Origin of the sequence: Variovorax sp. AB1(2024) (assembly GCF_037482385.2) — a bacterium.
Lineage (GTDB): Bacteria > Pseudomonadota > Gammaproteobacteria > Burkholderiales > Burkholderiaceae_C > Variovorax.
This window is the reverse complement of sequence record NZ_JBBHKP020000002.1, coordinates 849,586-862,551: the sequence shown is the minus strand read 5'-3', so window position 1 is coordinate 862,551 and position 12,966 is coordinate 849,586. Positions and strand designations below refer to the sequence as shown.

At 65.9% G+C, this 12,966-nt stretch carries 12 protein-coding genes; 6 read left to right on the top strand and 6 right to left on the bottom strand.

Features of this window, described 5'->3' with window-relative positions:
- Positions 1 to 2 precede the first annotated feature (2 nt).
- From WIX39_RS30890 to WIX39_RS30875, 4 genes are all read right to left on the bottom strand, one after another.
- Entirely contained in the window at positions 3 to 1,745 is a 1,743-nt protein-coding gene (locus WIX39_RS30890) for an ABC transporter permease (protein WP_409196869.1), read from the bottom strand.
- A 114-nt stretch (positions 1,746 to 1,859) separates the two neighbouring features.
- On the bottom strand, positions 1,860 to 2,021 hold the full coding sequence (locus WIX39_RS30885) for an HHHH-motif protein (RefSeq protein WP_409196868.1): 162 nt from the start codon (positions 2,019 to 2,021) through the stop codon (positions 1,860 to 1,862).
- 90 nt (positions 2,022 to 2,111) lie between these two features.
- Positions 2,112 to 4,010 (bottom strand): phage integrase family protein, encoded by a 1,899-nt coding sequence (locus WIX39_RS30880; RefSeq protein WP_409196867.1) that lies wholly within the window; start codon positions 4,008 to 4,010, stop codon positions 2,112 to 2,114.
- Entirely contained in the window at positions 4,007 to 4,270 is a 264-nt protein-coding gene (locus WIX39_RS30875; protein WP_409196866.1) for a hypothetical protein, read from the bottom strand. Before WIX39_RS30875 ends, WIX39_RS30880 begins: the two co-directional genes overlap by 4 nt.
- 1,297 nt (positions 4,271 to 5,567) lie before the next feature.
- Here WIX39_RS30875 and WIX39_RS30870 point away from each other — a divergent pair.
- Complete coding sequence (locus WIX39_RS30870; RefSeq protein WP_409196865.1) at positions 5,568 to 5,828, top strand: hypothetical protein; 261 nt, start codon at positions 5,568 to 5,570, stop codon at positions 5,826 to 5,828.
- 162 nt (positions 5,829 to 5,990) lie between these two features.
- On the opposite strand, the gene WIX39_RS30865 is transcribed toward WIX39_RS30870, so the two are convergent.
- On the bottom strand, positions 5,991 to 7,076 hold the full coding sequence (locus tag WIX39_RS30865; protein WP_285412658.1) for a ParB/RepB/Spo0J family partition protein: 1,086 nt from the start codon (positions 7,074 to 7,076) through the stop codon (positions 5,991 to 5,993).
- A 318-nt stretch (positions 7,077 to 7,394) separates the two neighbouring features.
- Positions 7,395 to 8,549 (bottom strand): AAA family ATPase, encoded by a 1,155-nt coding sequence (locus WIX39_RS30860; RefSeq protein WP_234383125.1) that lies wholly within the window; start codon positions 8,547 to 8,549, stop codon positions 7,395 to 7,397.
- A gap of 635 nt (positions 8,550 to 9,184) precedes the next feature.
- On the opposite strand from WIX39_RS30860, the gene WIX39_RS30855 reads away from it, so the two are divergent.
- The 5 genes from WIX39_RS30855 to WIX39_RS30835 all read left to right on the top strand — a co-directional run bounded on the left by WIX39_RS30855 (position 9,185) and on the right by WIX39_RS30835 (position 12,935).
- Complete coding sequence (locus WIX39_RS30855; RefSeq protein ID WP_081271059.1) at positions 9,185 to 10,555, top strand: replication initiation protein; 1,371 nt, start codon at positions 9,185 to 9,187, stop codon at positions 10,553 to 10,555.
- A gap of 228 nt (positions 10,556 to 10,783) precedes the next feature.
- The gene (locus WIX39_RS30850; protein ID WP_234383127.1) at positions 10,784 to 11,119 is read left to right on the top strand and encodes a hypothetical protein; all 336 of its coding nucleotides are present in this window, start codon (positions 10,784 to 10,786) and stop codon (positions 11,117 to 11,119) included.
- A gap of 117 nt (positions 11,120 to 11,236) precedes the next feature.
- Entirely contained in the window at positions 11,237 to 11,677 is a 441-nt protein-coding gene (locus WIX39_RS30845; RefSeq protein ID WP_081271060.1) for an Hsp20/alpha crystallin family protein, read from the top strand.
- 13 nt (positions 11,678 to 11,690) lie between these two features.
- A complete protein-coding gene (locus WIX39_RS30840; protein ID WP_409196864.1) occupies positions 11,691 to 12,098 on the top strand; it encodes an Hsp20/alpha crystallin family protein in 408 nt (135 codons plus the stop codon).
- A gap of 159 nt (positions 12,099 to 12,257) precedes the next feature.
- Complete coding sequence (locus WIX39_RS30835) at positions 12,258 to 12,935, top strand: IclR family transcriptional regulator (RefSeq protein ID WP_409196863.1); 678 nt, start codon at positions 12,258 to 12,260, stop codon at positions 12,933 to 12,935.
- Positions 12,936 to 12,966 lie beyond the last annotated feature (31 nt).

The following is a 12,966-nucleotide window of genomic DNA, read 5'->3' as shown; positions in this document are numbered from 1 at the left end:
TTTCAATCCAGCTTGAATCGGCGCTCGGCGAAGGCGTACAGGCGGCGCCAGATGAGCTTGTTCATCAGCACGACGAAGATCGACATCACGCCGATGCTCGCGATGATCAGCGCCGTGTCCCCTTCCCGGGTGACGGTGGCGATGTAGGCGCCCAGGCCCTGCGCCTTCAAGGTCGTGCTGCCCCAGGTGGCGAGTTCGGCCACGATGCTCGCGTTCCACGCCCCGCCGGCGGCCGTGCAGGCGCCCGTGACCCAGTACGGAAAGATCGCCGGCAGGATCAGCGTGCGCCACAGGTTCCAGTCGCGCAGGCCGTAGACCCGTGCCGCTTCCTTGAGGTCGTTGGGGATGGCCATGGCGCCCGCGATCACGTTGAACAGGATGTACCACTGCGTGCCCATCGCGATGAGCAGGATGCTGCCCCAGTCGAGCGTGACGTGGGCGGCCACGAAGAAGCCCACGACGATCGGGAAGGTCATGTTCACCGGGAACGACGCGCCGATCTGCGCCAGCGGCTGGGCGAACCGCGCCACGCGCGGCTGCGAGCCGATCCACACGCCGACCGGCACCCAGATCAGCGTGGCCAGCACCGTCATGGCGGCGACGCGCAGGGCCGTCAGCGCGCCGAGCCAGACGATGTGGCCGAAGGCGGCCAGCGTCAGCGCGCCGTGCAGCGCCGCCACGGCGGCCGCCAGGGCCCTGAGGATCTCCAAGCCGATCCACGCGGCGAGCACGATGCCCGCCGCGCGCCAGAGCAGCTTCTGCCCGCCGGCCCCGAGCCGCACCGGAACCCGCGCGGCCGGATTGGGCACCCGCGACACCCGGTCCTTCAGCGGCAGCCAGAGCCGCTCGCCGATCCAGGTGAACAGGTAGGCGCCGCGCAGCAGGTTGTAGACCCATGAGGTTGCCGGCGTCGCCGATTCGGTCAGTTCGATCTTGAACTTGTCGGCCCACGCCAGCAGCGGGCGCCAGACCAGCTGGTCGCTCACGAGGATCAGCAAGATCATGGCCACCACGGCCCAGAGGGCGGCCGTGTTGTTGCCCTGCGCGATGGCCTGCGCCATGTAGGAACCCAGGCCCGGCAGCTTGATGTCCTTGTTCATCACGCTGATGGCCTCGCTCTGCGCCACGAAGAACCAGCCACCGCCGAAGGACATCATGGAGTTCCATATCAGGCTGTGGGCCGAAGCCGGCAGCTCGACGGTGCGAAAGCGCTGCGCGCGCGTCAGCCCGTAGGTCGACGCCGCCTCCTGCATGTCGTTGGGGATGGTCACCATCGAGTGATAGAACCCGAACGCCATGTTCCACACCTGTCCAGTGAAGATGGCGAAGATGGCAGCGCACTCGACGCCCAGCAGGCTGCCGGGGAACAGCGCCATGAAACCCGCCACGGTGGCAGACAGGAAGCCCAGCACCGGCACCGACTGCAGCACGTCGAGGGCCGGCAGGATGAAGGCGCGCGCCGTGCGGTTCTTTGCCGCCAGGTAGCCGGTGGCAATGGCGAAGAACAGCGAGAAGCCGAACGCGATCCACATGCGCATCAGCGTGCGGCCCGCGTAATAGGGAATCTGGCTCGGCGAGCTGTCGATCTGCGGCACCGCCGCCGGATCGAAGTGCACGAGCATGCCCTTGCCGAAGTGCAGCGCGCTCCACAGGAGCCCCAGCAGGATCAGCAGGAACAGCGCATCGATCCAGCCGAGCGTACGCCGCTCTTCCACGATCGCAAGCTGGGGGGCGGTACTTTTCATGCGGGCTTGCAGTTCTTTGCTTCGACGATAGCCGCAGCTCTTTTCGAACGAATGAAAAAATGCCCCGCTTCGCGAGGCATCCTGAGCTTGGTGGGGCGGGCTTTTCCTGGTGGATCAGCGAACCCAGTGGCACACACGGTGGTGATGGCGCGCGTCCCACTTGCACACCTTGTGCTTGGGATGGTGGCGGGGCGCGGCGGAGGCGATGCCTGGGGCCAACAAGGCCATGCCGGCAAATGCGAGGATGCCGGCGGAGATGAGCTGCTTGGTTTTCATGGTGGTCTTTCTAAGCAATGGCATCGAAGAATGCGTCGTATATTAGGCGCAGCCTCTCAACGATCCTGGTTAACACTCGGATGACAATTTCTAGGCGGGTCGACGCTTCGCGGCATACATCAAGGTCGTGCTGGGCAACGCGTGACCCAGGTTGTTCTGCACCACCGCCAGTGGCAACGGTGTTTGCCCCGCCCTGCCCTGCAAGGCGTGCGCGCCGTGGGTATGGCGCAGCCAGTGCGTGCTGGCCTTTCGCAGGTGTTCGGCGTCGGAGGCATCGAGATCCTGTGCGATGCGCGCCAGGAACGCCTTGATGGCCTGGTAGAGCCCCGAGGACGACCAGGCGGCCGGATGCTCGGCCCCCGTGTCGAAACGCGCCAGCACGGGAACGTCGCGATTGGCGGGTGCGTCGACCCGTCGATCGAAGCCGTGGCGCGCCAGTTCTTCCTCCAGGTCCTCGATCAGCGCCAGCGCCACCGGAACCTCGCGGCGCCCCCCTGCTCTGCCGGTCACCGTCAGCAGCCAGACGGACGGCACCGAACCGTCGCCCGGCGTCGCGTCCTGTCGTAGGCGCAGATCCCCGCAGCAGGCGCCAGCGATCTCGGCCAGGCGCAGCCCGGTCGCATACAGCCAGTGCATGCCGCGGCGCAACCGTCGACCGGCCTCGGTGTCCCCATGTGAGCGCAACCGCGCATCGATGTGGTCCCACTGCGCGAAGCTCAGGGTACGGTTGGTGCCCAGCGGCTGCCCGGCCTGCGAGGGCAAGGGCGTCTCCTCGAAGGGATTGCCCGTCACATAGCCCTGGGACGTGAGGAAGGCGAAAAGGCTGCGGAGAATGACCAGCGCCTGGCGCAGCGCCACCGGCGTCAGCGGGCCCTCCAGCGGCCGCCACATCGGGGACCAGCGCTGGTGATGTCGCGGTCCGCACCAGGCAACGGGCGGCCGGGCAAGGAAGGCACGATAGGCGGCCGCGTCTTCGCGGGTGAGCGAGGACATGGCCTTGCCGCGCTCCAGCACCGCCCAGAGCAGCAGCCGCTCGGCCTCCTTGCGGTACGAGCGCTGCGTGGCCGACAAGGGCTCCTTCGCGACCCCGCCGCCCTTCGCAAGCAGCCACGCGCCGATCGCCTCGTGGTCATTGGCCGCAGAGAGTCGGCACGCCTGCCTCGGCGCGCGGGCGCTCCCGTCGCTTCCGTCCAGCCCAGGCGGCAGCACAAATTTCTCGTAGGGCACCAGCGCCGTGGCGGGCGGAACCACCTCGGCCAGCGCGGCGGGGCCGAGCTGCGCGCGCCGGCGCGCCGCATGCACGCCGATGCGCAGCCCCAGCACCTGCTCATTGGCGTGGAGCCAGTCGAGGATGCGCGCGGCCTTGTGTTCGCCCACGCCTGGGACGTTCACCCACCAGCGCGCGCCGGCGTCGTTGATGTGCAGCACCAGCGCGGAAAGCGTCGCAAGGCTCGCGCGTTCGAGCCGCTCGGCCAGCGCCGGATGCAGCCAGGCGGCCACGCTGTCGCCCGGGCGCGGATCCTGTGCGACGAGGCTCTCGAGCCAGTGCAGCGCCTCCAGTTGGCGCTCGATGACGCGTGCGCGGCGCGAAGGCTGAGCGCCTCCCTGCGCGCGCGCCGGTCCCGCGGCGCCGCCGCCCTGTGGAAAGGCGGCTTCATACGCCTCGATCTGTTCGGCCTCCGAGAAGTCCTCCATGCCCTGGGCCTGGGCAAACTCGGCCAAGCTCGGCAGCGCCGGTGTCGCGGTGAAGCGTTCGGCGTCGAGCAGGATCAGGCGCGCGGTGCCGGGCTTCTGTTCACGGCGCGCGGCGGCGGCGAACGCGTCCCGGATCCAGGCCACGGTGCGGCGCACCGTGCGCAGGTCGACGTGCTCGCCCTCCAGGCGCAGGTAGCGATCCCAGGCAGCGCGTTCCTCGACCCCTTGGGCGAGCGCGCGCATGAACGCGAAGTGGCCCCGATGGAGCTTGCGCAGGGGTGTCGTTTTTTTCACGGGGAGCCCGGCACACTGGGCGCTTGTCGCGCGTGCCAGAACTTCCACCACGGTCGCGGGGCGCTCGCGGGGGGCGGCGACTGCTCGGCTCGCCTGCCGCGGACGCGGCGTCGCAGTTCGACCTCCAGCATGTGTGCGACCCCGTAGGCCTGCTTTTCGCCGCGCGATGCGCTCGCACGCCAGTCGAGCGCCAGGCGCTCGACCACGCCGTCTTCCAGCTGAGCCAGTTCTGCGGCACTCGGCGCGAAACGGCGGGTCATTGCCACGCGCCGCGGCTGCGGCAGCAGGCGCGCTCCATCTTCTTTGCGCCACCCGGGCTGCGCCGGCTCGGCCGGCTGTTTTCACTCTGCATAATCATCAATATCAATTTTAGATGATCTCTCAGCGTTTCGAAGAAACGAAAGTCGAGGTATGCGCTAAGTCTTTGATTCAATTGCTATTTTTTCCGATGCCGCAATCCAGTTAAGCGCATTGCATCGAGGTAGGCAGACGTATGGTTAGGCACTGCATGTGCTTCCACTCCTAAGTGGGTGCTTGCATTGAGGATTTACGAGGGGGCCCTCGGCGTGCCATCCTGCCCCCTTAAATGCGCGGTGTGCCGAGGGGGAGCACGTGATGCCAGAGTCAGGGTTCGCCGCCCTGCGCGGGACGTTGGGCAGCGCCGGTCGCCGAGCGTGCTGTTCCTGCAAGCCGTGAGGGTTGCGCTCAGCCTCTTTGTCGCGGGGCAATGTGAGAGGTATTGGGCAAGCGCGCCAAGGGCACGTCCTCATCGCCCGGTCGTCTCCACTGTTCCCTTTTGTGAGTACTTTTGGGATTTGGCGGGCGAACGAGCCTTTGTGCGGAAGCGGGCTGTCTTGCCAAGTTAACCCGCCTTGTTAAAAGTTAGCTTGCGCACACTTATCGAATTAGGGCGAGTAGTGGGTAGGGCAGCGGGCCATGTGCATCGCACGTCTCCGTTCCTGTAGCACGGTCCAAGAGGGGTGTGCTGCGGACGCGTGGACCCCCTCCGCAACAGGGAGGCGGCGCGCCGCCAGGGTAAAAACTACGGTGCAAGCAACTGGGCGGACGACAAGCGGCCCGCGCATCTCGGGCCGCGGTGCGCCACGATAGCGGGCGGCCGGCGCTTTCGGGCTGGGGGGCAGCTTCGCAGATGAGCCGCTGAAGGCTGCTGTCCTGTGTCCGTTCAAGAGCGCCTCATCGGCGCATGCGCAGGTCCTTGGCGCGGATGGCCCTGGGCGTTGCGACGCACTACGTGCTCAAATCCCAACGATGCTCACATCAGGGCCAGTCGGGTCTGACCGGCATTCCACCAGAACGCCTGCCGGCTGGCGGAAAGGAATGCAGCAATCTCAGACGCCCGTGCCGCGCGCGACCGATGCCTTCCGTAGACGTGATTGCACAATCCGGCGCGGAACTGAACGTACCCTCCCAGTTTGAGCAGGGCGCTGCAAGCGCCTTGAAAAAGCCCGAACCGTGCAAGTCAGTCGGACTGGGCGCTCGATGCACCTTTGCCATGGGCCGGAAGGCTCCAGTCGACGCCCGGCAATGCCGCGTGGCATGACCCGGGACGTCACGCCGCTGGCCTCCGAACCCAAATCGCATGCATGCGCGGGGGTGATCCACCGGGAGTGCTTCTGCGCGGCGCTCGACTTCGTCAGCCTGATCGCGGCCCAAACAACGGGGCGCACACACGACGGGAACGACGGCAGTTTGACGGTTGCTTCGGGCGCTGCGCATGCGGTCGCCACGAAAAAAGGAACAGGCCGGCGATGCGGGTTTGCGGGACGGCGCCTCTGCGCGTTCGATGCAGACCGGTGATTCAGCATACCGGGCGAGACGTCCGGCCTGTCTGCATCCCGCCGATTCAGGACCTTGGGAAAGCTCCGCCAGTCCAGGGCCTCGGTTGAATGGGGGGACGGCGACATCCAGCTGCTCAGGAGCTTCTCTCCCCTCCCCCGGTTCCTCGTCGCGCCTTCGCAATCAGCCGAGCAGCCGGACCTTCTGCAGGGTCTCGCCCACGGACTTCAGCAAGATTTCCGGTGTCAGGCCGGATACGGCGCCGGGCGTCAGTGTCAGCGTGACCGTGCCGTCAGGCGCACGCAGGCACGAACCGACCGTCTTTCCGTCGTTCATGATGGCCAGCTTCTCCGCCTTCGCCACCGACTCCAAGCCTTGCAGTCGGGCGACCACGGCGGCGGGGGCGAGCTTCATGCCGCGCACCTTCTCGGCGCGCTTCAGCACGCTGCGACGATCCTTGTCGAGCGCCGCATTGAGTTGCTCCGCGTGGCGATGCTGCACTTCCAGCGGGCTGCGGAAGCATTCCAGTACCGCCGAAGGCAGCTGCGCCACCATCAGTGCCTTGCGGATCCAGGTATGGCTCACACCAAGCTTCTCGGCCAGCTGGCGCTGGGTCGGGAACAACTGCTCCTCGAGGGCGCGCTGGTACATCACGCCTTGTTCATAAGGCGAGAGGTCTGCGCGCTCCCGGTTCTCACGATCCATCGCGGCAAAGAGTTCGGCATCGCCGAGCTCATCGAGCCAGATGGCCGCCAGCACCGGAATCCCCAGTTCCAGACATGCCCGGTGGCGCCGATGGCCGAACACCAGTTCGTACTGCCCAGGCTCATCCACCAGCGGACGCACCAGGATCGGCTGCACATTGCCGCCAGCCAGTTCGATGTCGGCCTTGAGCCCGGCGAACTCGGCGCTCTCGAACGAAGCCGGGTGGCGGTTGGCCCAGCGCGAGGGCCGGACGGTCGCGGGGTCGATCTTGCGCGTGGGAGTCGAACCATCGTGCTGGCGAAGCCGTTCGCGCAGCGCAGCCAGTTCACCTTCCACAGCTTGCATCTGGCCGCGGAAGGCCAGCATCTGCCCGGGGCCGGTGCGGGGGGCAGGCTGACCCGTTTGTGCGGGTGGAAACCTGGTTTCCAGCACAACGGGGGCTGCGCCCGGCAGTGCAGGCGGGGCCGGTGTCGTCGACACGGAGACCGGCGCCGCGGCGGGAACCGGCTCTGGAATCGACAGGCCGGCCGTCAATGCTTCGAGACGCTTGCGGGTGCTAGCCATTGAAACCTCCTGGGCAATGGAAACCTGGTTTCCACGCAAGACGCGTGGGACGGGAACGGACTGAAACGGACGCAAAAGACGTCCGGGCCCGAACGTCTGGAAACCTGGTTTCCAAACGGTACATCGCGACCGTCGTGTGGAAACCCGGTTTCCACCCAGGGGACGCACTGAGCCAACCGCGACAGACGCGCGGCTCCCGGCCTACGCTTTCAGCACGGAACGCCGCCCAGCGGCGCGCGACGAGCGGCTGCGGCGCCGCGGTGGAAACCGGGTTTCCAGGCCGCTCCGCCGCCCTCTTCTGTTCGTGAAGCCAGGCTCTCATTGCACCTGCGCCTTGTCCGACCAACTGCTGACCACCGACTGCTCGACCAAGTCGACGAAGGCGTCATATGCATCGGCTGCGCGCTTGTAGGTCTTCGCTGCGCCTTCATACTTCTGCACGTCGTAGACGGTCGCGAACTCGGCCGCCTTGTTGCTGGTGACGCTGGTCTTGGGGATCTCTACCGGCAACGTGTACTCACCGTAAGTGGCCTGGATCCATTGTCGGACCGCCGGGGTGGCGGGATCGCTGGGGTCGACTCGGCTAAGCAGTACATGCAAAAACTCGAAAGCCTTGCGAGCGAGGTCGCCGCCCTGTGCATCGAGATTTCCCCCCAGATCGGCGAGCAGCGACCAGAACTGTGCAGACGATGCGAAGTCGAGGCCCGAGGGCGGCACCGGCACGATGATCCCATTGGCTGCCCACAGCGCGTTGATCGTCACGTAGGACAGCGAGGGCGGAGTATCGATGACGATCACGTCGTAGAGATCACGCACGCTCTCCAGCCCGGCGTTGAGCACATCCCAGAAGCGCGCGCCGGGTTCCTGCATCTGGCGCGCCGGCAGGGCGAACTCGGCCGAGAACAGAAAAGGCGCCGCCGCCACCAGGTCCAGGCCGTCCCAGTAAGTGGATCGAATCGCATAGCGGATGTCGGACTGGCTGCCGTCGCACAGCGGGGCAATGGTCATGTCCTCGCTGATCTCCGCTTCGGGCAACAGACCGTGCAAGGTGGTGAGCGAGCCTTGCGGATCGGTGTCGATGGCCAGCACGCGATGGCCGCGCAGGCTCAGTCCCTGTGCCAGCACCATGGCTGTCGTCGTCTTGGCCACGCCGCCCTTGAAGTTCCCCACGGCGATCGTGAACGCCTTCTTGCCGGCAGGACGCATCTTCTCGGCGCGGTAGGTGCGCGTCCAGGCACGCAACTCATTCAGCTCGAAGCTGCGCTTGCCGCCGGCCGGCGTCAGCCGGCCACTGGGAAGATCTTCCTTCGTGATGCGATAGGCCACATGCGCCTTGTCGACACCGCACAAGGCGGCCAGTTGCGCAGTGGAGTAGATCGGTGCAACCTTGCGGGCTTCCGGTGCCAGCAACCGCCCTCGGATCTGCTCGACCATCGAGCCTGCGCGCACGGCCAATGCCGCGATGCGCTGCATGTCAATGCGTGCACGAGGCGGGGAGGGGTTGGAGGGAGCGCGCGTGGAAACCTGGTTTCCAGCGCCGGCGGGAGCGGGCAACGCCATAAAGAAGGGCCTTATTCAACAGAATTCAGCCATTCTATGAGAATCCGTCGAATGAACAAGATATGCAAACAGAATCGCCAACCGCGGCTCTCTATTGTGAGAAGGGTTGGGGACCAAGGTGAGATCCATTGGGATTGCCTCTCCTGATGAGCCTCCAGGTGGTGCAGATTCCGAAGGATCCGGGCATCCATGAGGCGATCGACGCCCTGGCGCAGCGGCATTCAGCGCCCGTGAGTCCTGACGGACGCCCGGTTCATGCGTCGAAGCCCTTGTCCACTCACGCCAAATCCCAAGCAATCACACATTGGCGCGGTCCAAATCCCATTCGACCTCACAACCGATCCCAAATGTTCTCACATGAAATCCCAGCGTTACTCACACAAACCCTTCCAAGTACATGTCAGGATTGAAGAAACTGCACCTTCAATTCTTCAATCTCTCCAAGTGTTTCTTTTTCAAAGTATCAAGAACGCGCGTTCGAACTGTAAATTGACCGAATCACAAAACCTCGGCATGATGTGAACCCGTTGATCACCTGAAAGAAGTCCATGGAAGAGGGCGAAGTTCCACGACCACCGCCCAAGCCATCCCCCACGCCGGACGAACAGAGCGTTGCCAAGGCCAACGAGGCCATCGCGATCCGGCCCAAGCGGGGGCGTCTGACACTTCTTTCGAGGCGCATCTACAACGCGCTGCTCTATCACTCGCAGCGTCAGGGCGTCGACGAACCGGTTTACAAGCTGGCCCTGAGCGAGCTGATCGGCGATGCCCGTTTCAACTCCAACAACACCGAACTGCTCAAGTCTCATCTGCGGGACATGCAAGCAACCACCATCGAATGGTCAACCAGCGGCACCGGGCTCAAGCGCTGGGTGTCGTCGCAGTTGCTCGGGACGGTCACCATCGAGGAACAGGGTCGGGGACGTCCCTGCACCATCACATGGCGCTACCCAGAAGAGATACGTGAGCGGCTGGTCAGACCCCATCAATACACGCGCGTCCTGCTGGAGATCAGCGGCCAGATGCGAAGCTACCCCGCAGCCGTGCTGTACGAGATCGGTGCGCGCTACCTCACGTCGCCGAGCCGTCTGTCGATGCGCGAGGACGTGCTGTGGTGGGCGGCAGTGCTCACCGGGCGCAGCGACATCACCGAGGTCGACTATCGCTTCCTCAAGCGCGACGTGATCAGCAAGGCGCTGGCCGAGATCGAGGCATTGTGCGAAGACTTCAGCCTTGAGCTCATCGAGCACAAGCGGGGGCGCCGCATCGAGGAAATCCAGTTCAGGGTGGTGCCCAAGCTGCAGCAGCGCCTGGGCGCAGCCGACGATCCCGCGCGCAATGTCTTCGACCTGGAGCTGGTTGGAAAGCTGATCGCGCTGGGCCTCAAGCAGGACGAGGCCCAGGATCTGTATGCGACCACCGACGAAGGGCAACTGCGCGGCACGATCGAGCATGTCGAGCAGCGCCTGCGCAGCCAGACGCTGCCGGCACTGAAGTCGGCCGCTGCCTATTTCAAGGATGCCCTGAAGAAGGGCTACGCCGGCGTGAAGGGGGAGGAGGCCGCCGCGCCCCCGTCGTTGCCTTCGCCGTCAAGAGGCAAACAGGCAGCCGCCCCCGCTGGCGAGGACCGCATGCACCGGATCCGCGAGCTGTGGGAAAACGACCGCATGCAGAAAGCCAAGTCGCTCTACCTGGAAATGCCCGAGGCAATGCAGGCCGAGATGCGCTCACGCTTCGAGGCCGAGCGGCTCGCGCAGATCGCCGCCCCGATCGCCCGCGCATGGCGCCGTGACGGCCCCGCCAGCCGCATCGCGGCCACCACCTTCCATCGCTGGCTGGCACAGGTCACCTGGCCCGAGGCGCCCTCGGACCGGGTGCTGCTCGATTTCGCGCTGGCCCAGGGCGTTGCGGGCATGTAGGCGCCGCGCAGGATTGGAAATTGTCCGACACGCCATGCGCGGGCTAAGTCTTAGATTTTCTCGCCCGCACCGCAGGTGCGGGCCTTGCTGTAAACCTCGACCCGGCCCGCAAGGCCGGGTCTTTTTTGCCAGCAGCAGGCGTCGCATCTTTTCCTCTTGAAATTTGCGATGCAGGGTCCTATGTTGCCTATCGTCAAAAGATTGGTCGACCGAAAAGGAGGTACTGAAATGACCATGAACTTGCTCAGGCAGATTGCCGGCTCCCGTTTGCCGATTTCGTTCTATCGAGCCGAAGACATCGACCGGGTCAAAGTGCTCAGAGCCGCCGGGCTCGTCGTTGCACTGGTTCCGTCGCCCGCGAATCCCCTGGCGCTGTCTGGCGCCGCCGCTGCAGCCCAGGTGCTGGCTGTGACGCAGAAGGGGCGGGAAGAACTCGCAAGGTTCAACTATCCGGAATCGCGCCCGCCGCGCTGGCGAATGCGCATGCCAAGAATCAAGACGGCCACGCCTGTGCACTCAGGCGGATCTGCGCCAGTCCACCGGGAGCCCGCGCGGCCGCAGTAGCAGGCCCGCGAGCCAGACGCCGAAGCCGTCTGACTTCATTTCTTGTTCGCCATTTCCCCGACCGAGTCCCGTGGCGCACGCCCGGCGCTCCGGTCGGCCTTGCAAGGAGGTTTTGCCATGTATCGATCCCTGTTTCCTCGCGACATCTTCGCGGAGATGGATCGCCTGCAGCGCGATGTGCAGCAGGCCTTCGACCTGTCTCCCACCATCCGCGGCGTCGCGCGCAACGGATTTCCCGCGCTCAACGTCGGAAGCACGCCGCAAGCGCTGGAGATCTTCGCCTTCGCGCCGGGTGTGGATCCCTCGACCCTCGAGGTGAATCTGGAGCGCGGCCTGCTGACGATCTCGGGCGAGCGCAAGAACGCGCTGCCGGGTGCGCTGGACAAGTCCGCCACCGTGCATATCAACGAGCGCTTTGAAGGGACCTTCCGCCGCGCGATGACCCTGCCCGACGACGCGGACCCCGACGCGGTCGAAGCCAGGCTTCGAGACGGTGTGCTGCACATCAGCGTGAAGCGCCGCGCATCCGCCCAACCGCGTCGAATCGAAATCCAGTGACAAGGAGCACACCATGAGCAACAGCATCCAGGCCCCCGCGAACGCCGCCGCCGGCGAGCATGTGCAGAGGGAACATTCCAGCTACAGCGACGCAGCCCTGACACCGCCCGTCGACGTGGTCGAGGACGCCAACGGCATCACGCTCTACGCCGACCTTCCCGGGGTCAGCCGCGACAAGCTGAACCTCCATGTCGAGGCGTCGACGCTGACCATCGACGCCGAGTCCGATCTGCAAGTGCCGCAAGACCTGCAGACCAGCCACACGGAGGTCGGCCTCGGCCGCTTCCGGCGCGTGTTCACCTTGAGCAAGGAGCTGGACACGCAAGGTGTCACGGCAGAGCTCGCGCAAGGCGTTCTGAAGCTGCGCATTCCCAAGGCTGCGCATGCACAGCAGCGCCGCGTGCAGGTCCAGGTGAGGTAGAGCCCGCGCAGGGGTGCGTGCCGCCGGGCGGCGGCGGCACGCGCCCGGGCGTTCCAGCGCCCTGGCGCGCGATGGCGACGAGCACGTCACGCCCGGTTAAAGCCGGCTTGAGCGGCATCACCGGTTTTCACAGAAACCCGTCTCACCGAAGATCGCCAAGTGGCCGAGCGCGAGGCGCGCCGTGAAGAGAGTACGGGTGGCCGCGTTCCCGCGCACGCACGCGAGCTCGGCGATGCCGGCCTCCTGGTGCGCCTGCCACGCGGCTATGCGCTGGGGCCGCGCATCATCGCGCTGGAGCACCAGATGACCGACTACGACCCGGTCCTGGTGCGCAGCCGCGACCTGGTCGAGAAGCTGGTGGCGGAGACGGGCCTGGATGCCGTGATCAGCGAGTGGTACGGCGACTCGGTGGTCAACGTGCTGATCCGCCGCGGCCCCGACCCCGGGCCTGTGGGCGGAGGCCGCGGCCGCCCCATCGACCTGTTCCACAGTGCGACCTCGCGCGTGGTGCTGGCCTACCTGCTGCCGCGGCAGATCCGCCGTGTCTTCGATGCCCATGCCAGCACGCCCGAGGGGCAGCAGCAGGGGCTGGAGTGGAAGTCCTTCTCCAAGGGCCTGCTGGCGATCCGCAAGCAGGGCTACTGCATCAGCGAAAGCGAGCTTCACCCAGGCCGCACGGGCGTCGCCGCGCCGATCTTCGACGAGAAGCAGCGCGTGCTCGGCAGCATGACGCTGGTGGGACGCAACGAGCGCTTCCGGGCCTTCCAGGAAAGCTACCTGTGCACGTTGATCACCACCGCCGCGTCGGAGCTCACGGCCCGCATCGCCCAGCAGTAGGCGAGGCGGCCGTGCCGCGCGCGTCACGGCC

What these genes read in the sequence shown, in the direction of transcription:
- WIX39_RS30870 (WP_409196865.1), top strand. Translation starts at nt 5,568, where the DNA reads ATGACCCGGGACGTCACGCCGCTGGCCTCCGAACCCAAATCGCATGCA.
- WIX39_RS30840 (WP_409196864.1), top strand. Translation starts at nt 11,691, where the DNA reads ATGAGCAACAGCATCCAGGCCCCCGCGAACGCCGCCGCCGGCGAGCAT.
- WIX39_RS30860 (WP_234383125.1), bottom strand. Translation starts at nt 8,549, where the DNA reads ATGCAGCGCATCGCGGCATTGGCCGTGCGCGCAGGCTCGATGGTCGAG.
- WIX39_RS30890 (WP_409196869.1), bottom strand. Translation starts at nt 1,745, where the DNA reads ATGAAAAGTACCGCCCCCCAGCTTGCGATCGTGGAAGAGCGGCGTACG.
- WIX39_RS30885 (WP_409196868.1), bottom strand. Translation starts at nt 2,021, where the DNA reads ATGAAAACCAAGCAGCTCATCTCCGCCGGCATCCTCGCATTTGCCGGC.
- WIX39_RS30845 (WP_081271060.1), top strand. Translation starts at nt 11,237, where the DNA reads ATGTATCGATCCCTGTTTCCTCGCGACATCTTCGCGGAGATGGATCGC.
- WIX39_RS30875 (WP_409196866.1), bottom strand. Translation starts at nt 4,270, where the DNA reads ATGACCCGCCGTTTCGCGCCGAGTGCCGCAGAACTGGCTCAGCTGGAA.
- WIX39_RS30865 (WP_285412658.1), bottom strand. Translation starts at nt 7,076, where the DNA reads ATGGCTAGCACCCGCAAGCGTCTCGAAGCATTGACGGCCGGCCTGTCG.
- WIX39_RS30850 (WP_234383127.1), top strand. Translation starts at nt 10,784, where the DNA reads ATGACCATGAACTTGCTCAGGCAGATTGCCGGCTCCCGTTTGCCGATT.
- WIX39_RS30855 (WP_081271059.1), top strand. Translation starts at nt 9,185, where the DNA reads ATGGAAGAGGGCGAAGTTCCACGACCACCGCCCAAGCCATCCCCCACG.